Source organism: Bacillus atrophaeus (assembly GCF_039519175.1).
Classification (GTDB): Bacteria; Bacillota; Bacilli; order Bacillales; family Bacillaceae; genus Bacillus; species Bacillus atrophaeus.
Genome location: NZ_CP154443.1, coordinates 3,341,423 through 3,360,552 on the forward strand (window position 1 = coordinate 3,341,423; position 19,130 = coordinate 3,360,552).

Below are 19,130 nucleotides of genomic sequence, written 5' to 3' on the forward strand. Positions count from 1 at the left end.
GCATATGCTGAAAAAATGGCTTGCGGGAATTTGTCTCAGTGGACTTGCCGTGTATATGTGCTGGACTTTCTATGAGAACTATACGAAAAAAGAAGAAGTCGGCATTGAAGAAGGGCAGAAAGCACCCGATTTTAGTTTGAAAACGCTTTCTGGTGAAGAAACCTCTTTATCGGATTATAAAGGAAAAAAAGTTCTTCTTAATTTTTGGGCCACTTGGTGTCATCCATGCCGTAAAGAAATGCCCGCAATGGAAGAGCTTCAAAAAGAGCACTCTGAGATTGCTGTGGTTGCCGTTAACTTTACCTCTGCTGAAAAGGGGGAGAAAACGGTCAAACAATTCGCTGACTCGCTCCATTTAACTTTCCCGATCCTTATTGATAAAAGTGGAATCAATGCGGATTATAGTGTTCTAACATATCCGACGACTTATATTTTGGATGAAAAAGGTGTCATTCAGCAAATTTATGCCGGCACGATGACAAAAAAACAAATGAAACAAAAACTGGGTCTCGATTAGGACCCAGTTTTTTAATTATTGAAATGCAACAATGCTTATAATTTTCAAAATTGGTAAAAATAAAAGAATACCCGGAGGTGAGAAGTGTGAAAAAAATCAGAAAACGTTCTTTTCATGAACTGGTCATGGAAAATAAAAAAGAGCTGATGACCAATACTGAGTATTTACATCAGCTTGAAGAAAAGCTTGAACAGCGTTTTAAGCAAAAATAACCTTTAATTTGTATTCATGTTTACTCCTCCTTTTGAGAATCCTATTTGTTAAGGAGGGATAAACATGGGTACCAACAAGAAAAATGGTCAGCCTCAATATGCTCCGAGCCACTTGGGCACGAAACCTGTTAAATATAAGCGTAATAAAGGGGAAAAAATGCACGACACATCTAATGAGCAGCCAATTATTATGCAAACAAAGGGCGAATAGTGCCCCGTAATCATCATAAGGAGGGCTAACAAGTGACAAAACAATATCAACCAAACCCTGATGACCGTTCGGATAATGTAGAGAAATTGCAAGACATGGTTCAAAATACAATTGAGAACATTGAAGAAGCTGAAGAATCCATGAAAAACGCTTCAGGTGAAGACAAACAGCGCATCAAAGAAAAAAATGCCAGACGAAATGAAAGTCTTGAAGCCTTCCGCAGTGAAATTCAAGATGAATCTCAAGCAAGAGAAAACGGTTATCAATCGTAAAAAACCAGGGAAACCTGGTTTTTTCTCTTTCATCATTTGATGTGATAGAATAGGGCTAAATCGTGAAAAAGGGAGCAGAGAATCTTGCATGTTTCAAAAAAAGAAATAGAAGTGCGTTATTCAGAAACAGATCAAATGGGGATTGTATATCATGCCAACTATCTTGTCTGGATGGAAGTGGGCAGAACCGCTTTAATTAAAGATCTTGGTTTTTTATATAGCGATATGGAAAAGAAAGGTGTACTGTCACCTGTCGTAGACATCAATATTTCTTATAAAAAACCGCTTCATTACGGAGAAACGGCTGTTGTGCATACCTGGATAGAAGAATACAACGGATTTAAAACGGTATATGGCTATCATATATTAAATCCTGAGGGAGATATCTCGATTACAGCAAAGTCCGCACACATTTGTGTTGATAAAGAAAGCTTTAAACCGATTCAGTTTCGCAAAGCCTTCCCTGATTGGCACAAAGCTTATGAAAAGGCCAAAAAATAGGGAAGTGAAATATGATGGCGTTTGGAATTCATCGCGGTGAACTGAATCGCTGGAAAGAAGCTGTTAAGAGCGGAGAAATCGCGTTTTTAACCCATTACTGGCTGGATGACCGCTTTCCGGAAGCGAAAACAGTGACAAAAGTCGGTTGCAGTGACTTAGAAAAGCTGAGTTCGTGGGGTGAAAAATACGGATTAAAAAAAGAATGGATACATAAAAGAGATGAATTTCCACATTATGACCTTCTTGGTGAAACCCAAAAAATGATTTTGGAAAGGGAGAGGCTGACCGATCATCTCTCACGTTTTAAATTATAAAAAAAAGAACGCACATCACATGCGTTCTTTTTTCTTATTGATATTCGAATACCGGCTCTTCAGATGCTTCAGAATAACTGACGAGTAGATCATGATTATCGAAGTACCAAATATCACTTTCTTCAATAAAGAAGGTAATGCCTTCTACTTCAGTGCTGATTCCGATATCCTGGGGTTCATCTTTTGAGACACCGAGGGAAAAGCCTTTTTGAACGCTGCTGCAGCCTCCGTAACGGACAAAGAACCGAACTTGATCGCCGTTCTCTAGCTCTAGCTCATCTTTATACCAATTCAACGCATCTTTCTGAATTTCCATATTCATACACGGCCACTCTCCTTTTGTTATCAAAATGAATTTTCTCTATTATAACCGCACACGGTTTTACTGTGTCAAAAAAAAGCTCTTACCCCTAAGTTAAAGCCACTTCACCTTAGGCTCGGTTTTATTGATAATCCGTTTGATGTTTGTTCTGTGTCTGTAAACGACAAAGGCAGTCAGCAACGTGACCACAATCAATAAATATGTATCCTGTTCAAAGAGGCTGTATATAATGGTATAAACCCCTGTTAACATTGAAGACAGAGAAACATATTTCGTAATGAATAAAAATATGAAAAATACCGCCAGCATTGTAACAAATAAAAGCGGAGCATAAAACAGCAAAACGCCTCCGGAAGTCGCCACGGCTTTACCGCCCTTAAATTTTGCAAACAAAGGAAACACATGGCCTATAACAGCTATAACTCCGGCAAGCAGAGGATGAAAATCAATATGCATGAGGTACGGGAGAGCAGCGGCAAGCGTCCCTTTTAAAATATCCCCGGCAATCACTACAGATCCGGCTTTCACACCCAGTGTCCGAAACGCGTTGGTGGCTCCTAAATTCCCGCTGCCGTGTTCCCTTATATCAATCCCTTTGGCAAGCTTGCCGACAATTAAGCCTGATGGAATGCTGCCTAGTAAATAAGCTAAAATAATCAATAAAGCAATTAACATCTACATTTCTCCTTTTTCCAATGTTCCTGATCTTTATTTTAACATGAGATGTCATGATCTGATGATAAGTTTTTTGTGAAGTTTGCTAACAATAACATAATGGGAGGCCATATACAATCACATCAGGCTTTGATTTCACGGCTATCCTTCCTGTAGAATAGATAAAAAGGAGATGATGAAAGGTGCAAAATCCAACAAAAGCTGAGATCAAAGCGATTCTGGAAAAAAGCAAGCGAATAGCGGTCGTCGGTCTTTCTGATCGGCCGGATAGAACGTCTTATATGGTTTCAAAAGCTATGCAGGATGCAGGATATGACATTATCCCTGTGAATCCGACAATTGACGAAGCGCTTGGCGTAAAAGCCGTGTCGTCTTTAAAAGAGGTTGAAGGGCATATTGATATTGTAAATGTATTCAGACGGTCAGAACAGCTCCCAGGCGTTGCTGAGGAGTTTTTAGAAACAGATGCTGACGTCTTTTGGGCGCAGCAAGGACTAGTAAACGATGAAGCTTATGAAATGTTGAAAGAAAAAGGCCGCACGGTGATTATGGATCTGTGTATAAAAGTTGCACATGCTGTAACAAAATAGATGAAACCAGTCAAAAATCCTTGTGAATTCAAGGATTTTTGCTTTTTTATTTCAAGATTATATTTGCGTATTATTGTGAAACAGATACAATAAAGCTTGAACAGCTTTTTTGCATACTTTGCCAAGTAAGGCTTTTACCCGCTCCATTTGCTAAGGTTCGCTGAATTATATATAATGAAAACAAACGTATGTTCGATTTTCAAAAAACGGCACCAAAAAGCCGAAAAGCGAATCGAATGTATGTCTTGCGGCGTTTATCAAAATGGATTATTAGCTAAAATGTTGCTAAATCAAGCACATTGGTTATAATGATGAGTCCGAGGAGCAGAAGGACAGAATCAAAAGCCTGCTTTGATACTTATGACAATGACATGTAAGATGAAAAAAGAGAAAGACAATGTTAGTTTTTTGAAAGGGGTTTGTACGTTTGGCTAGAAAACAGCAACAATTTGATTACAACGAAGATGCCATACAGGTGCTGGAAGGCCTTGAAGCTGTCAGGAAAAGGCCGGGGATGTACATTGGTTCAACCGATTCCCGGGGTCTGCATCACTTGGTATATGAAATTGTAGACAACTCTGTCGATGAGGTTCTCGCCGGTCACGGAGATCATATTATCGTAAAAATACATAAAGACAATAGTATTTCAGTACAAGACAGAGGCCGGGGCATGCCTACAGGGATGCATAAACTCGGTAAACCGACCCCAGAAGTGATTTTTACAGTGCTTCACGCCGGCGGTAAATTCGGACAGGGCGGCTATAAAACAAGCGGAGGTCTCCACGGAGTCGGAGCGTCCGTCGTAAATGCCTTATCCGAATGGCTTACAGTTACGATTGAGCGGGATGGCTATGTATATAAGCAGCGGTTTGAAAATGGCGGGAAACCCGTTACATCTCTCGATAAAATTGGCACAACCAAAAAGACCGGGACCCTGACACATTTTAAACCTGATCCTGCGATGTTCAGTGTGACGACCTACAATTTTGAAACGCTTTCGGAACGATTAAGAGAATCAGCATTTTTATTAAAAGGATTAAAGATTGAGCTGATAGATGAACGTCATCAAGTGCAAGAGGTTTTCTATTATGAAAACGGAATTGAAGCATTTGTTGCCTACTTAAACGAGGAAAAAGACTCCTTGTCTGAAGTGGTTTCCTTTGAAGGGGAGCATAATCAGATTGAAGTGGACTTTGCATTCCAATTCAATGACGGTTACTCCGAAAACATCCTCTCTTTTGTAAACAACGTCAGAACAAAAGACGGCGGAACCCATGAATCAGGCGCCAAGACAGCTATGACAAGAGCTTTTAATGAATATGCGAGAAAAGTGTCTCTTTTAAAAGAGAAGGATAAAAACTTGGAAGGAACCGATATCCGTGAAGGGCTTTCAGCCATTATTTCGGTGCGGATTCCTGAGGAGCTTCTTCAGTTTGAAGGACAAACGAAAGGGAAGCTTGGCACAAGTGAAGCAAGGTCGGCAGTTGACGCAGTAATATCAGAACAGCTTGCTTACTTCTTAGAAGAAAACCGTGAGACTGCCACACTTCTTGTGAAAAAAGCAATTAAAGCGAGCCAGGCGCGGGAAGCTGCGCGGAAAGCGCGGGAAGAGGCAAGAAGCGGGAAGAAACGCAAAAAATCAGAGGCAACGCTAAGCGGAAAGCTGACACCGGCGGGCTCCAGAAATCCTGCGAAAAATGAACTGTATTTGGTTGAAGGAGATTCAGCAGGCGGATCAGCGAAGCAGGGCAGAGACCGGAGATTCCAAGCCGTCCTGCCGCTCCGCGGAAAAGTTATTAATACAGAAAAAGCAAAGCTTGCTGATATTTTCAAAAACGAAGAAATCAACACGATTATCCATGCAATTGGCGGAGGTGTCGGAGCGGATTTTGAAGTAGAGGACATTAACTATGACAAAATCGTGATTATGACGGATGCCGATACTGACGGCGCCCATATTCAAGTGCTGCTTCTCACTTTTTTCTATCGCTATATGAAGCCGCTTATTGAGCACGGAAAAGTGTTTATCGCTTTACCGCCTTTATATAAAGTCAGCAAAGGCAGCGGCAAAAAAGAAATTATTGAATACGCCTGGTCTGACGAAGAGATGGATGATGTATTGAAAAAAGTCGGCAAGGGCTATACGATACAGCGTTACAAAGGTCTTGGAGAGATGAACGCGGACCAGCTCTGGGAAACGACAATGAATCCTGAATCACGTACGCTGGTAAGAGTGAAAATTGATGACGCGGCGCGTGTAGAGAGACGTGTGACAACGTTAATGGGCGACAAAGTAGAACCGCGCAGAAAATGGATCGAAAAGAATGTTGCATTTGGTTTAGATGAAGAAAGCAATATTTTAGAAAATGAAAACTTATCGGTCGCTGAGGAGGTTTAATGATTGCAACAGCCAGAAATTTTTCATGATTTACCATTAGAAGAGGTGATCGGCGACCGTTTTGGACGCTACAGTAAATATATTATTCAGGACCGTGCACTTCCTGATGCAAGAGACGGATTAAAGCCCGTGCAGCGCAGAATTCTTTATGCGATGCACGCTGAGGGTAACACATCTGATAAAAACTTTAGAAAAGCGGCCAAGACGGTCGGGAATGTCATCGGGAATTATCATCCGCATGGAGACAGCTCTGTATATGAAGCTATGGTGCGGATGAGCCAAGATTGGAAGGTACGGAATGTCCTGATTGAGATGCATGGAAATAACGGAAGCATAGATGGCGATCCGCCGGCGGCTATGCGTTATACGGAAGCAAGGTTATCTCCGATTGCGTCAGAGCTTTTGCGTGATATTGATAAAAACACGGTTGAATTTGTTTCAAACTTTGATGATACGAGTAAGGAGCCGGTCGTTTTGCCGGCGATGTTCCCTAATTTGCTGGTCAATGGTTCCACGGGGATATCTGCGGGCTATGCGACAGACATACCTCCACATCACTTAGGAGAAGTCATTGACGCCGTCATCAAACGGATTGATTCACCTGACTGTACTGTAACTGAACTCATGGAAGTGATCAAAGGCCCTGATTTCCCGACAGGCGGGATTATTCAAGGCGTTGACGGCATCAGAAAAGCTTATGAAACAGGTAAAGGGAAAGTCATTATTCGCGGAAAGGCAGAAGTTGAAACCATCAGAGGCGGCCGTGAACAAATTGTAATTACGGAAATTCCGTTTGAGGTCAACAAAGCCAACCTTGTGAAAAAAATGGACGAATACCGAATTGATAAAAAGGTGGAAGGCATTTCCGAGGTCCGCGATGAAACGGATCGTACAGGCTTGCGTGTTGTCATTGAGCTGAAAAAAGAAGCGGATGCAAAAGGCATACTTAATTTCTTATATAAAAATACGGATTTGCAGATCACTTATAACTTTAATATGGTGGCCATTCATAATCGCCGCCCAATGCTGATGAGCCTGACTGCCATTTTGGACGCTTATATCGCTCATCAAAAGGAAGTTGTGACAAACCGGTCCATTTATGAGCTGCAAAAAGCAAAAGACAGACACCACATCGTCGAAGGGCTGATGAAGGCACTGTCTATATTGGATGAAGTGATCGCGACCATCAGGTCTTCAAATGACAAGCGGGATGCTAAGAACAATTTAATCTCGAAGTTTGAATTTACTGAGCCTCAGGCGGAAGCGATTGTATCCTTGCAGCTTTATCGTTTAACAAACACCGACATCACCGCTTTGAAGGAAGAGGCGGAAGAGCTCAGCAAAAATATACAAGAGCTTGAATCTATTTTGAACAATGACAAAAAGCTGTTAAAAGTCATCACAAGCAGTTTGAAAAAGCTGAAAAAGACTTATGCGGACGGCAGACGATCTGTCATTGAAGAAAAAATTGAAGAAATTAAGATTAATCTTGAAGTAATGGTTGCTTCAGAGGATGTCTATGTGACTGTAACGAAGGACGGATATCTGAAACGCACGAGTCAGCGGTCATTTGCCGCTTCAAACGGACAAGATTTCGGGATGAAGGATACAGACAGGCTGCTTCATCAATTTGAGATGAATACAACAGACGTGTTGCTGATGTTCACCAATAAGGGGAGCTACATCTATTATCCTGTCCATCAGCTTCCTGATATCAGGTGGAAGGACATGGGGCAGCATTTCACAAATATGGTCTCCATCGACCGAGATGAAACGATTGTCAAAGCCGTCCCGATCAAAGAATTTGATCCGTCCGCTTATCTTTTATTTTTTACAAAGAACGGTATGGTGAAAAAGACAGAACTCACGCACTATAAAGCGCAGCGTTACTCAAAAGCGCTTGTTGCCCTTAACGTAAAGGGAGACGATGAACTGACAGATGTGCATGTAACAAATGGTGAAAGTCAATTGTTTATTGCGACTCATCTCGGATATGGCTTATGGTTTGGGGAAGATGAAGTGAATGTTGTCGGAGCTCGCGCAGCCGGCGTAAAAGGAATAAACCTGAAAGAAGGGGACTTTGTCGTATCAGGCCAAATTCTTCACGAAGCAGACTCGCTTGTTCTTGCTACTCAGCGGGGAGCGGTGAAAAGAATGAGCCTTTCTGAATTCGACAAGACTTCCCGCGCCAAACGCGGTGTCATCATGCTGCGTGAATTGAAAAAGAATCCCCATCGCGCAGTTGCGGTATTTGCTTGCAGGCTTACTGACCGATTGATGTTTGAAACGGAAAAAGGGGAAACGAAGGAATTACTAGTGAAAGAACTAAGAACAAATGACAGGTACAGTAACGGCTCTTTCCTTATCGATGAGGAAGAAGCAGGCAAAGTTATTGCCGCATGGCGCCTGGAGAAAGAAGAATAAACATAAAAACCCGCTCGGCAGTATACCTGAGCGGGTTTACTTATATGCTGATCAGCTTTCGTGAGAGCTGAAAAGTTCGGTAACGGCGTGAATGACTTCAATTCCCTGCCAAACAAATAGGTTTAATGCAGTGAATGAAAACAATCCTAAAATCACCATTCTTAAGATAAACAACATGTTTAACGACCTCCTCATATTATGTTACATAAGCGGGCGATGTTGAACATGAAGTTGATCGAAATAATTCGACTGATAAAATTTAGCCAGTAAAAAGCTTTTTTTGCGCCGCGGCCGCCGGGAGAAAAATGATTCCCTGTCTGCCATGGCGACAAGCAAAACGCCCATCGTCAAAATAGCTGTAAGAGCAGCTGCTCCCGCTATTGCTTTTTTTTCATCATCTGCATTCTGTCCGGCCTTCAGATCATGGATTTCCTGCTGATCGGCCATAGCTTTGTAATGATGTCCTATATCAAAAGTATGGGGAATGGAGAGCAAATGAAAACTGGCGATAGCCAAGAATAAGATAGACGCTTTTAATATCATTACTTTTTTCATATGATCTATCTCCCCCTTTCGATATACTGAATATTTTTATAATTATATCCTGCTTCATTTGAAAAGTAAACCTAATTAAATAAATTAAAAAACGTTTTCCGTATTTTTCTTAAGTATATACTGATTGATTACTCATTTCACCCATAAAGTACTGTCGTTTTTTAGGGAGATAGGATTAAAGGTGCATTGTAGTGTTACAACGTAAAAGATTGATAATATGGTTTATGAACAATAATGCTATTTCGTGACTATGCCGTGGTCTTTTTAGATTGTATGCTCGATCTGCCGCTTTTATATTGATTTCTCGTTTTAAGAGGTTTTGAAACATGCTGTGTGTTTGTTGAGACACATTTGGATGTAATTGAGCATGGGGGAGACGTACTGCGATAAACGTTTGCTCTGGCTGCAAAAGATAGGGAGGAGAAGGCATGAAAAGCCATTGTTTCGCTGAAATTTCTTATAAAAACTTCTCAATTCACCATATTGTGATATAATAATACTCATCGTGTCAAAAAATCTAACATGAACTGTATTTACAGTAAATGATGAAAAAACGGGAGGTTACACATGGAGGCTTTTTTAAATGATGTCATTAATATACCAAATAACTTCATTTGGAAATACCTAGTTTATATTTTGGTAGGGACGGGCTTGTTTTTTACATTCCGCTTTCGATTTCTTCAATTTCACTATTTTATTGAGATGTTTAGAATTGTGGGAGAGAAGCCAGAAGGGAATAAAGGCGTTTCCTCTATGCAGGCTTTCTTCATATCAGCGGCTTCCCGTGTCGGAACGGGGAACTTGACCGGTGTTGCCTTGGCAATATCAACGGGCGGACCTGGAGCAGTTTTTTGGATGTGGGTCGTTGCAGCCGTAGGAATGGCTTCCAGTTTTGTTGAGAGTACTTTAGCTCAGTTGTATAAAGTGAAAGACGGAAGTGAATTCCGCGGCGGCCCAGCTTATTATATGCAAAAAGGACTCGGTTCCCGGTGGCTGGGCATTGTGTTTGCCGTCTTAATTACAGTCTCGTTCGGGCTAATTTTTAATGCTGTACAATCAAATACGATAGCAGTCGCTTTTGATGGAGCATTTCATGTGAATAAAACGATAATTGCTATTATTCTTGCTGTATTAACAGCTTTTATTATTTTCGGAGGATTACAACGGGTCGTATCGGTCTCACAGCTTATTGTACCGGTAATGGCAGGCTTATACATTATCATTGCTTTGTTTGTTGTTGTTGTAAACATTAACACAGTACCAGGAATGCTGATGACTATTGTGAAAAATGCTTTTGGTATTGAGCAAATTGTCGGCGGCGGTTTAGGCGGCATCATCATAATTGGTGCCCAGCGGGGACTTTTTTCCAACGAAGCGGGAATGGGGAGCGCTCCGAACGCGGCCGCAACCGCTCATGTATCGCATCCTGCAAAACAAGGTTTAATTCAAACGCTAGGTGTATTTTTTGATACTTTTATCGTCTGTACGTCAACAGCGTTTATTATTTTATTGTATAGTGTAACGCCAAAAGGCGACGGCATCCAAGTGACACAGGCGGCTTTACAGCACCATCTCGGAAGCTGGGCGCCGACATTTATAGCAATCGCAATGTTTTTATTTGCTTTTAGTTCGGTTGTCGGCAACTATTATTATGGACAAACGAACATTGAATTCATTAAAAAGAGTAAAGTATGGCTAAATTTATATCGAATCCTTGTTGTCGCAATGGTCGTATACGGATGTGTGGCGAATTTTCAGATTGTTTGGGACATGGCCAACTTATTTATGGGATTATTAGCGTTGTTTAACCTAATATCGATATTGCTACTGTCAACAATTGCGTACAAAGTATATAAGGATTATGCGAAACAGCGCAAGCAAGGACTTGATCCGGTGTTTAAAGCCAAAAATATTCCTGAACTGAAAAACATTGAAACCTGGGAAGATGAGCATCTTATGCAGGAAGAAAATAAAGCAGCTAACTAAAAACATTTTTCTGCACTCAACAAATATTGAGTGCAGTTTTTTTGTCTTTTGTCTCAATATCTTAAGTATACTTATTTAATGAGACAGAATTTATGTCTTTATGTATAACTTCCTAGAATATATATTATGTAAACTAAGTATTTTTGGCATCATTCTGTCATTACAAATTAAATGACTTTGATGTACAAGGAACTAAAAGTGGATCCATTGTTGTTCAGCCTCTCTTATGCTCTGTATAAGAAAAAACCTTTATGTATGGCCAAGACATAGTCGAATTCGGTCCTTTAAAGTAGCTCACGAAAACAATAATTGTTTAGGTGCAATGAAATTTGACAAATCATTGCACCCTTGAGCTTGTAATAATAATCTATTTATCTAAATTAAAATCAATATTTAGAAACCAGCTTCATACTGTTTTAGAACCAATTCGTCAGTTGATTTTTTTAATTGTTTTGCTGCTTCCAATGCCCAATATGGATTACGGAGCATCCCTCTCCCTACAGCAATTAGATCTGCATCTTCCGTCCCACAAGTGTGTTTTTCAACGGTGAAAACACCGCTTATCATCTCAATCGGTTATGTCACTTGTTGCTGGTCTTCTTGATCAAGTCCACGCCATCGTATGCCAGACTCTCCACACTTGCAGCCTTCTGCAGTATGTAATGATCAAAAAAGTTCTTCGTATAGTCTGTAACAAGATTTCGCATCTCCATAGCATCCCGTACGCCTCTGAGTTCCTCATTAACACTGGTAAACAAGATGTCGCAGTAATCTAAATGCGCAACACGATCAACAGAGAAATAATAGGTTTCCATGCTATTGTTAGCGCCAATTATCGCATTCATGTTATAGTTAGGTTCACAAAACAGTAGCAAAAAGGGTTTCTTAAGGTCGCTGTTGAGAAGGCCGAACGCACCGCTATCCAAGCCAATCCCGCAGGCGAACCGGTCGTCGTCCCGGCAAACAATCGCCGTCGTAGGCCCTCCATAAGAATGTCCGACTATGCCCATGCCGATGTCAAGCAACAATCTGCCCTTAAAGATGGAATTCAGCTCTCCAGAGTCCAGTTTGTAAAGATAATCGGCTACATACCTTACATCTTCTGCCTGTAATTCACTATACTCTGTTAACTTGGCAAGTATCGGCAGTGTAAGCACGTTATGGCACATCTCAATGGCAGTTTCATCGTCAGGCCGCATCTCCATCTTGCCAGCCAACGCCAGCATCTCCGGATCTTCAGAAAACGCCATAATGACATCCGAAAAATCCTTTGATACATTAAACAGGCTCCCATCTTTACGCTTATACATCGTGCTATTCTGATGGCCGATGCTTACCACAACATATCCCATGCTTGCCAAGTCTGTACAGATCACTGTACCCCATTCTGGAGAACCGCCCCCGCCGCAAACATAGAATAACACCGGATAGCGCTTTTCCTTCCCGGAGAGAGCAAGGTCGTCGTAACACTGGGTCTTGATATCTATAGAGAAAACATCCTTCCCTTTAAGATACGCAGTGACAAGTGGCTGCTCATTAAACATCTCGTAGACTTTAGGAAACATGTACGTTGATGTAGTCTTACCTTCGCTACTGTCGGACGGATAGTACACAAACGCCGTCAGTTCTCTTTTTGAGTGATCTGATGCCGTGTACTCAAAATCCATCTGGGTTCGACCGACAGTATAGCCGCCAATTGGTTCTGGAAATGCGTCATAAGTTTTCATTCTCTTGTTCCCCCTTAATTAATAAAAGTGGCGAATGTGAAATACATACATTGCGCTATAAGCGCTTTTCAAAACTGTGAAACTATTACGTCCTATCTTCAGTGAATCATATCTACTCCTTGGCTTTCTTGAGATCGCTAACAATTTCAGAATATTTATGATCTTCAAGCAGCCCATGACCCATAAAGTCAGCAAAGTACTTGCTAATCTTATGTTGCAGCTTAGAGTCCTTAATATCGAATTCCCTAAAAAACATGACTAAATTAAACTGCATTGACTCAAACATAAAAGAAATCAGGTCGTCGTCAATATCAGGTCGGAGATATCCATCAACCCTCATTCGGCGTAAAATGTCCTTGATTAAGGGGAATGACTCGCCCTTTAGCACATTCAGATATATTTTAAGCAAAATGTTCTCAGGAATGTATAAAAATGTTTCAGTGAGTTTGATTTCCAACTCATTCAGTGGCTCGGTCACAATGCCATTAACGTTGCTGCTTCTTTTAATGTTAATGGGCGAATACATCCCTCTTTTAACAAGATTTTTCTATAAAATTTCGACAAGGTTCTACAATTCCCTTCTATAAATATTCATAATATCTCAGTAATAGTGCATCAGTTGTTCAGAATGGATCCACTTTTACTTTCTGTAAAGAGAACATAAAAGTGGATCCATTAAATGATAAAATACTTATTTGACTAGTGTTTACAACGCATAAAATGGATCTATGTTTACTTCCTTGTACATTTGAAGCCTCCTCCATCGGTCTCTTCCGCAAGTCTCCATATTGATGTGATTAATAATGCCCTTATTTTGCAGTACTTGGTGACTCAATCGCTTTTGTCTCTACTTAGCAAATCCTCTAATTGTTCATACGGTCCGCATACTGAGGTGTATAAAAGATAATTCCCTCAAGTTCGAAACAAGCAGCGGTTGAAGTCATTCATATTCCGAATTTGTCTTGATATTCGGTGAAGTCATTATTACATTTTTAATCGAATGGAAAATATAAATATGGATTACTGTTTATACAAAACGAATCCTCCTTAACAATCTGACTCATTGTTTCTGCAAAATTGGGTCTCAATTAACTGCTATTATTGAATTTCTTAGCCCACTCCCCTTCTTTTAATGATTTGTTCATATTTTAGTAATCGTTTATTCAACTCTTTTCTTTAAAGTAATTTGTATCGTAAGAACAAGATGAGACGGTGAACGCTCAGATGATTGATTGTATCCCCGGTCATTCGGTTTCTTTTATGTCCCGCATACAATTCTTGGTGATTGGAGGAAAAATGGTATGCCGTTATGCTGAAGAAACAGATGACAACACTCATTCGCTTTTGCACTGTCGGTATTGGAAATACGCTTATTGATTTTTGTGTATTTTTCCTTCTTACTTCTTTGGGTGTTCCTTATCTTTTTGCTCAGGTTTGTTCTTATACTGCGGGCATCGCAAACAGTTATATTTGGAATCGGATTTGGACATTTGAAGTAAAGAAAAAAGCTGACAGGAAAGAAATGGTTGGGTTCATTATCGTGAACATTGCGGCTTCAGGAATTACGTTTCTGCTGCTGTATGCCCTGCAAAAAGCGGGCTTATCCCTCTTGATAAGTAAACTGATTGCAACCATCGGGGGAATGGTGATTAATTTTATCGGGAATCGTCTTTGGGTCTTCCGGGAACCTGGAAAAATGCACTGTCAATGCCATAATAAGAACATATTGAAATAAGGAGTGAAGGAAAATGAAGAAAATCAGAAAAGCCGTTATCCCTGCAGCAGGATTAGGAACACGATTTTTGCCGGCAACAAAAGCTCAGCCGAAAGAGATCCTGCCGATTGTCGATAAACCAGCTATTCAATATATTGTGGAGGAAGCTGTTCATCCGGTATTGAGGATATCTTAATTATTACTGGAAGAAACAAACGCTCCATTGAAGATCATTTTGATCGCTCCGCCGAACTTGAACACAATTTGATCGAAAAAGGAAAAACAGAAACCTTGCGGAAAATGCAGGACATTGCAAATCTGGCCAATATTCATTATATTCGTCAAAAAGAGCCGCTTGGCTTGGGACATGCGGTATGCGCCTAGCATTTTATTGGTGATGAGCCGTTCGCAGTCCTCTTAGGCGATGATATCATGGTGTCTGAAAAGCCGGCTCTTCGGCAATTAATGGATGTATATGACACTTGCGGCACAGAGGTTGTAGGCGTACAGTCTGTTGCATCGGAAGATGTGAGCAAATACGGAATTATTCAAACAGCAGGCAATGAAGGACATGTGTACGAAGTTGAAGATTTGGTTGAAAAGCCGTCTCCGGAAGAGGCTCCTTCTGAAATCGCCGTGATGGGACGATATGTGCTGAACCCTTCAATCTTTTCTGTCCTGAAATTAATCGGGAGAGGCACGGGTAACGAAATTCAATTAACTGATGCGCTTCGGGAAGCTTGCCGTACACAGCCTATTCATGCCCGTCTGTTAGAAGGAAACCGGTACGATATCGGGGATAAACTGGGCTGCTTCAAGGCGAACACTGAAATCGGCCTGATGCGTCCCGAAATGAGATCTCAGCTTTTATCCTATTTAGAAGATGTGCTCAAAAAAGAATCAAAAGAAATGTTGCGATAAAAAAATTTGTAACCATCTTGCTCGTCAATCAGTCATATAATAGTGATAAAAGATAAGGACAGGTTGTGAAGAATGTGGGCAGTTTTATAAGTGAGATTTTAACATGGCTGACGAATATGGGATATGCGGGCATTGCAATTGGTTTAATGATTGAAATCATCCCGAGTGAAATCGTATTGGCTTATGGAGGCTATATGGTGTCTGAAGGCACGATCGGATTTGCCGGTGCGATTATCGCGGGCGTCATCGGAGGTACGATTGCCCAATGTTTTATTTATTGGATCGGGCGCTATGGAGGAAGGCCGTTTTTAGATAAGTACGGCAAATACTTATTGATTAAAAAGCATCATATTGATATGTCGGAAAACTGGTTTCAAAAGTACGGATCAGGTGTGGTATTTTCGGCCCGTTTTATACCGGTCGTGCGCCATGCGATTTCCATTCCTGCCGGTATTGCCAAAATGCCGTTTTTCAAATTTGTGTCATTGACTGTGCTTGCTACCATTCCGTGGTCGATTTTATTTATCTATTTAGGCACACAGCTCGGAAGTCAGTGGGATGACGTTGAAAACATTGCAGGCACGTATACGACTCCGATTATGATACTGGCTGTGGTCATCATTGCGCTCTATTTTGTGATAAAGAAACGTTTAGTCATTTTTAAACGATAGCTTATGTATATGCATAGGGTGATCATCCCCTATGCATATTTTTTTGTTATCTTCGGCTTCTGTTTGTCAGCTTCATATGCTCCGCTAAAAATGTGACATACACCTCATCCCGTACAAGTGATGCGGCGTAATTTCTTTTAATAAACCATTCCGCTTCCTCAAAAGCCGAAAATGTTTCGTCCTGTGTTTCGCCGTTTATTTGTATGTTCCACTTATTATCCGAAGGAAAAAGAAAAAATGTCACGTGTTCGCGATTTTCATATAATGAGCCGTTTTCAGACCCCTTCAGATTATATATGTTTCGGAAGGCGTCAGGCCTCATCGGTTCAATCCGGAAAGCTTCATCCACATACAATTGATATACCTCATCCGTTAATGAACAGCCAGATGCCTTCGCATGTCCCCCGCCTCCGTAACGGCCCGCTACTTCTGATAAATCGATGTGATCATGAATCGTGCGTAAACTGACTCGTTTTGCGCCCATGATTAAAATGGCGATGTAATCCAGATGCGGATTGTCTTTTCCTAGTCTGTTCCCCAGCTCTGAATGGTAAGACTCTGCGTGAACGATTCCGACACAGTGTTCATGAATAAAGGTTTGCACCATCTCTCTTTTTTTTCTGCGGAGATACCTTTCAATTTTTTGATCTTCCAGATCCAATAACTTTTCTTCAAACTCATCAAAGAAAAAATGGTCATTTTCAGAAAGGCGCCGAATCATTTTTTCTTCAAATTCATCAATTGACAGCAAAAAGAAGAGATCATTAAGCCGCTTTGCCTGCTTTTGATCATGCTTCTCCCATTCCCATGTATCATATTGGCGCACAAGCTCTGTGAATTGATCTAAGGCATTTGTCGGGATGATCAAATCGTGTTGAATAAAATACTCATATAAAAGCGATGTTGCTGATGCAAGACGTCCGTCATCGTATTCCACTTGAACCAGTCCCCAGTCGTGTTGATTCAAATGAAGCGCGGTCTTATGATGGTCTATCAGCTTTACTTTTCCGCCTGCCTCCGCATACTTGTTTAACCTCTCTTCATTATCTTGGTTGACGGAAAGATCTGTAATGAATAATTCGTCTTGTCTCATGCTATCTTTCGTTTTTTCTAAAAAATGCTGAACTTGAATATCTAATCCTGAGACAGAGTTGTACCGAACCTCTACTTGGTCTCCAAATGCCAGTTTTGCAACTATGCCGCACCCTACTCCGTCCAAGTCATTATGTGAATATAAGTGATACATTTATCAAGACTCCTTTTTGTGTTGAAAATATGAACGGAAGGCCGCTCGTGGCAACCTATATTTACTATTCTAATGAATAGAATGTTTTATGCAAAAGAATCACACAATTAGCCAGGCGGAATGATGTTAATATTAGTTTACATAATTCAGTTATGGTCAATTAATGTGGTATGCCGGTCTGCCCCCGGCGTTTTAGTGCAGATAACTGATGATATTTTATAATTAGAAAAAGAGCGCTTTACCAGCCCTCTTTTTAAAACTTCAATATTGGCGGTACATTAGCCTATATGCCGAAACAGCTTGTTTTGTTAATAGGCTCCTCCCTCCTTACGTAATCAAACTGGGTAAACCGGATGTTTTCTGTGTGTAAATGTCAAATCTTTTGTCATGTAGGCTGTAAGGCGTTTATTGAGTTCGTCGCGTAACGAATTGGCTGGGATAATTCCGTCAATGATCATTTCTGAGGCGAGACGGTATATATTAATGTCCTGCTTGTATTCCTCCCGCTTATCATTGATGAAGCGCGCCCGCTCCTCTTCAGGGAGTTCGGCGATTTTTTTCGCATACACAGCATTTACGGCAGCCTCAGGCCCCATAACGGCGATCTGGGCCGTCGGCAGCGCTAAACAGCAATCCGGTTCAAAAGCGGGCCCGGCCATGGCGTACAAACCGGCTCCATAGGCTTTTCTGACAATGACGGAGAGCTTGGGGACGGTGGCTTCTGACATGGCGGAAATCATCTTTGCACCATGGCGGATGATGCCCGCCTGCTCGACCTTTGTCCCTATCATAAAGCCCGGTATGTCGGCTAAGAAAAGCAACGGGATATGAAAAGCGTCACATAAGGTGATAAATTTGGCCGCTTTATCCGCTGAATCATGAAATAAAACTCCGCCTTTTACTTTCGGCTGATTCGCGATGATGCCGACCGGCTGTCCGTCTATCCGTGAGAGTCCTGTAATCAGTTCTGGCGCAAATAAGCCCTTGATTTCAAAAAATGAATCTTCGTCAATCACCCGCTCGATCAAATCCATCATATTAAATGGAGCGTTTTGATTTTTAGGGATCACATCGGATAGCGGTTTCTCAAAATGTTTCGGCGGCCGAGTTTGGCTTGTAGGGGCTTTTTCCATATAGCTTGCCGGGATATAGGACAAATACGTGCGTGTCAATTCAATTGCTTCCTGTTCATTCCGAGCGAGAATATCTCCGCATCCTGAGACGGAACAATGCATGCGCGCCCCGCCCATTTCTTCAAGTGAAACCTTTTCGCCGATCACCATTTCGGCCATGCGGGGAGAACCTAAATACATGGATGCATTGCCTTCAACCATGACGACAATGTCGCAAAATGCCGGGATATAAGCTCCTCCTGCGGCAGATGGTCCAAACAGAAGGCAAATTTGCGGAATCCGACCTGATAATTTGACTTGATTGTAAAAAATTCGGCCGGCCCCCCTTCTTCCCGGAAACATTTCGACTTGATCTGTAATTCTCGCACCGGCTGAATCGACTAAATAAATCAGCGGACAGTTTAATTTTTCCGCTGTTTCTTGAATTCGAATCATTTTTTCGACAGTTTTTGTTCCCCAAGAGCCAGCTTTTACGGTTGAATCATTCGCCATGACACAAACTGTTTTGCCGCCTATTTTTCCGATCCCTGTCACCACTCCGTCAGCTGGGAGCCCGTCGGACATACACTCCGCAAAAAAAGCATCCTCCAGTTCAATCCCGTCATCAAACAAAAGCTTGAGCCGCTCTCTTACAAATAACTTCCCTTTCTTTTCATTGCTTTCGTGATACTTTTGCGCTCCGCCTTTTTGAATGGCATCTGCGCGTTCCTGTCTTTCTATTTCATCATTCATCAGCGATTC

General features: G+C 41.3%; 19 protein-coding genes and 2 pseudogenes. 13 read left to right on the forward strand and 8 right to left on the reverse strand.

Translation table 11 applies throughout. From position 1 onward, the window contains the following. Positions 1-4 precede the first annotated feature (4 nt). The 6 genes from AAHT65_RS16855 to AAHT65_RS16880 all read left to right on the forward strand — a co-directional run bounded on the left by AAHT65_RS16855 (position 5) and on the right by AAHT65_RS16880 (position 2,027). Positions 5-517, forward strand: coding sequence for a redoxin domain-containing protein (locus tag AAHT65_RS16855; RefSeq protein ID WP_343310542.1), 513 nt, complete (start codon positions 5-7; stop codon positions 515-517). Positions 518-603: 86 nt separating this feature from the next. Next, positions 604-729 (forward strand): FbpB family small basic protein, encoded by a 126-nt coding sequence (locus tag AAHT65_RS16860; protein WP_064505197.1) that lies wholly within the window; start codon positions 604-606, stop codon positions 727-729. A 64-nt stretch (positions 730-793) separates the two neighbouring features. Next, a complete protein-coding gene (locus AAHT65_RS16865; RefSeq protein ID WP_003328743.1) occupies positions 794-940 on the forward strand; it encodes an acid-soluble spore protein N in 147 nt (48 codons plus the stop codon). Between the two features lie 32 nt (positions 941-972). Beyond that, on the forward strand, positions 973-1,212 hold the full coding sequence (tlp, locus tag AAHT65_RS16870) for a small acid-soluble spore protein Tlp (RefSeq protein ID WP_003328745.1): 240 nt from the start codon (positions 973-975) through the stop codon (positions 1,210-1,212). Between the two features lie 84 nt (positions 1,213-1,296). Continuing rightward, positions 1,297-1,713 (forward strand): YbgC/FadM family acyl-CoA thioesterase, encoded by a 417-nt coding sequence (locus AAHT65_RS16875; protein ID WP_106271394.1) that lies wholly within the window; start codon positions 1,297-1,299, stop codon positions 1,711-1,713. A 14-nt stretch (positions 1,714-1,727) separates the two neighbouring features. Continuing rightward, entirely contained in the window at positions 1,728-2,027 is a 300-nt protein-coding gene (locus tag AAHT65_RS16880) for a hypothetical protein (RefSeq protein ID WP_003328747.1), read from the forward strand. A gap of 34 nt (positions 2,028-2,061) precedes the next feature. Here the strand turns inward: AAHT65_RS16880 and AAHT65_RS16885 are convergent, their stop codons facing one another. Both AAHT65_RS16885 and plsY read right to left on the reverse strand, forming a co-directional pair. Next, on the reverse strand, positions 2,062-2,349 hold the full coding sequence (locus tag AAHT65_RS16885) for a HesB/YadR/YfhF family protein (protein WP_003328748.1): 288 nt from the start codon (positions 2,347-2,349) through the stop codon (positions 2,062-2,064). A 93-nt stretch (positions 2,350-2,442) separates the two neighbouring features. Then, positions 2,443-3,024 (reverse strand): glycerol-3-phosphate 1-O-acyltransferase PlsY, encoded by a 582-nt coding sequence (gene plsY / locus AAHT65_RS16890; RefSeq protein WP_010788825.1) that lies wholly within the window; start codon positions 3,022-3,024, stop codon positions 2,443-2,445. Between the two features lie 182 nt (positions 3,025-3,206). Here plsY and AAHT65_RS16895 point away from each other — a divergent pair, with 182 nt between their 5' ends. The 3 genes from AAHT65_RS16895 to parC all read left to right on the forward strand — a co-directional run bounded on the left by AAHT65_RS16895 (position 3,207) and on the right by parC (position 8,436). Further along, on the forward strand, positions 3,207-3,614 hold the full coding sequence (locus AAHT65_RS16895; RefSeq protein ID WP_003328752.1) for a CoA-binding protein: 408 nt from the start codon (positions 3,207-3,209) through the stop codon (positions 3,612-3,614). Between the two features lie 427 nt (positions 3,615-4,041). Next, positions 4,042-6,012 (forward strand): DNA topoisomerase IV subunit B, encoded by a 1,971-nt coding sequence (gene parE / locus AAHT65_RS16900; RefSeq protein ID WP_010788827.1) that lies wholly within the window; start codon positions 4,042-4,044, stop codon positions 6,010-6,012. A gap of 3 nt (positions 6,013-6,015) precedes the next feature. Next, positions 6,016-8,436 (forward strand): DNA topoisomerase IV subunit A, encoded by a 2,421-nt coding sequence (gene parC / locus AAHT65_RS16905; protein WP_063637770.1) that lies wholly within the window; start codon positions 6,016-6,018, stop codon positions 8,434-8,436. A gap of 51 nt (positions 8,437-8,487) precedes the next feature. Here the strand turns inward: parC and AAHT65_RS16910 are convergent, their stop codons facing one another. Both AAHT65_RS16910 and AAHT65_RS16915 read right to left on the reverse strand, forming a co-directional pair. Beyond that, positions 8,488-8,613 (reverse strand): hypothetical protein, encoded by a 126-nt coding sequence (locus AAHT65_RS16910; RefSeq protein WP_003328755.1) that lies wholly within the window; start codon positions 8,611-8,613, stop codon positions 8,488-8,490. 24 nt (positions 8,614-8,637) lie between these two features. Beyond that, positions 8,638-8,991 (reverse strand): hypothetical protein, encoded by a 354-nt coding sequence (locus AAHT65_RS16915; protein WP_003328756.1) that lies wholly within the window; start codon positions 8,989-8,991, stop codon positions 8,638-8,640. 567 nt (positions 8,992-9,558) lie between these two features. Here AAHT65_RS16915 and AAHT65_RS16920 point away from each other — a divergent pair. Further along, positions 9,559-10,977: an alanine/glycine:cation symporter family protein gene (locus tag AAHT65_RS16920; protein ID WP_088117288.1), complete on the forward strand. Its 1,419-nt coding sequence runs from the start codon at positions 9,559-9,561 to the stop codon at positions 10,975-10,977. Between the two features lie 393 nt (positions 10,978-11,370). On the opposite strand, the pseudogene AAHT65_RS16925 reads toward AAHT65_RS16920, so the two are convergent. Then, positions 11,371-11,505, reverse strand: a pseudogene (locus AAHT65_RS16925) (NADPH dehydrogenase); the annotation flags it as partial. 53 nt (positions 11,506-11,558) lie between these two features. After that, the gene (locus tag AAHT65_RS16930) at positions 11,559-12,704 is read right to left on the reverse strand and encodes a choline esterase (protein WP_088117289.1); all 1,146 of its coding nucleotides are present in this window, start codon (positions 12,702-12,704) and stop codon (positions 11,559-11,561) included. Positions 12,705-14,013: 1,309 nt separating this feature from the next. Between AAHT65_RS16930 and AAHT65_RS16935 the strand changes: the two genes are divergently transcribed. The 3 genes and pseudogenes from AAHT65_RS16935 (at position 14,014) to AAHT65_RS16945 (ending at position 16,010) form a co-directional block, all read left to right on the forward strand. Beyond that, positions 14,014-14,439 (forward strand): GtrA family protein, encoded by a 426-nt coding sequence (locus AAHT65_RS16935; RefSeq protein WP_343311553.1) that lies wholly within the window; start codon positions 14,014-14,016, stop codon positions 14,437-14,439. Between the two features lie 13 nt (positions 14,440-14,452). Beyond that, a pseudogene (gene galU, locus AAHT65_RS16940) lies at positions 14,453-15,339 on the forward strand (UTP--glucose-1-phosphate uridylyltransferase GalU). Positions 15,340-15,413: 74 nt separating this feature from the next. Then, positions 15,414-16,010 carry a DedA family protein gene (locus AAHT65_RS16945; protein WP_003328764.1) on the forward strand — a complete coding sequence of 199 codons (597 nt, stop codon included), beginning with the start codon at positions 15,414-15,416 and terminating at the stop codon, positions 16,008-16,010. A gap of 46 nt (positions 16,011-16,056) precedes the next feature. On the opposite strand, the gene AAHT65_RS16950 is transcribed toward AAHT65_RS16945, so the two are convergent. Continuing rightward, positions 16,057-17,256: a DHH family phosphoesterase gene (locus AAHT65_RS16950; protein ID WP_010788836.1), complete on the reverse strand. Its 1,200-nt coding sequence runs from the start codon at positions 17,254-17,256 to the stop codon at positions 16,057-16,059. Positions 17,257-17,591: 335 nt separating this feature from the next. Then, entirely contained in the window at positions 17,592-19,121 is a 1,530-nt protein-coding gene (locus AAHT65_RS16955; protein WP_343310543.1) for an acyl-CoA carboxylase subunit beta, read from the reverse strand. Between the last annotated feature and the right edge of the window lie 9 nt (positions 19,122-19,130).

Coding starts and splice junctions, on each gene's coding strand:
- AAHT65_RS16915 (WP_003328756.1), bottom strand. CDS start 8,991: ATGAAAAAAGTAATGATATTAAAAGCGTCTATCTTATTCTTGGCTATC.
- AAHT65_RS16955 (WP_343310543.1), bottom strand. CDS start 19,121: ATGAATGATGAAATAGAAAGACAGGAACGCGCAGATGCCATTCAAAAA.
- AAHT65_RS16910 (WP_003328755.1), bottom strand. CDS start 8,613: ATGTTGTTTATCTTAAGAATGGTGATTTTAGGATTGTTTTCATTCACT.
- AAHT65_RS16930 (WP_088117289.1), bottom strand. CDS start 12,704: ATGAAAACTTATGACGCATTTCCAGAACCAATTGGCGGCTATACTGTC.
- plsY (WP_010788825.1), bottom strand. CDS start 3,024: ATGTTAATTGCTTTATTGATTATTTTAGCTTATTTACTAGGCAGCATT.
- AAHT65_RS16920 (WP_088117288.1), top strand. CDS start 9,559: ATGGAGGCTTTTTTAAATGATGTCATTAATATACCAAATAACTTCATT.
- AAHT65_RS16885 (WP_003328748.1), bottom strand. CDS start 2,349: ATGAATATGGAAATTCAGAAAGATGCGTTGAATTGGTATAAAGATGAG.
- AAHT65_RS16880 (WP_003328747.1), top strand. CDS start 1,728: ATGGCGTTTGGAATTCATCGCGGTGAACTGAATCGCTGGAAAGAAGCT.
- AAHT65_RS16855 (WP_343310542.1), top strand. CDS start 5: ATGCTGAAAAAATGGCTTGCGGGAATTTGTCTCAGTGGACTTGCCGTG.
- AAHT65_RS16950 (WP_010788836.1), bottom strand. CDS start 17,256: ATGTATCACTTATATTCACATAATGACTTGGACGGAGTAGGGTGCGGC.
- AAHT65_RS16865 (WP_003328743.1), top strand. CDS start 794: ATGGGTACCAACAAGAAAAATGGTCAGCCTCAATATGCTCCGAGCCAC.
- AAHT65_RS16935 (WP_343311553.1), top strand. CDS start 14,014: ATGCTGAAGAAACAGATGACAACACTCATTCGCTTTTGCACTGTCGGT.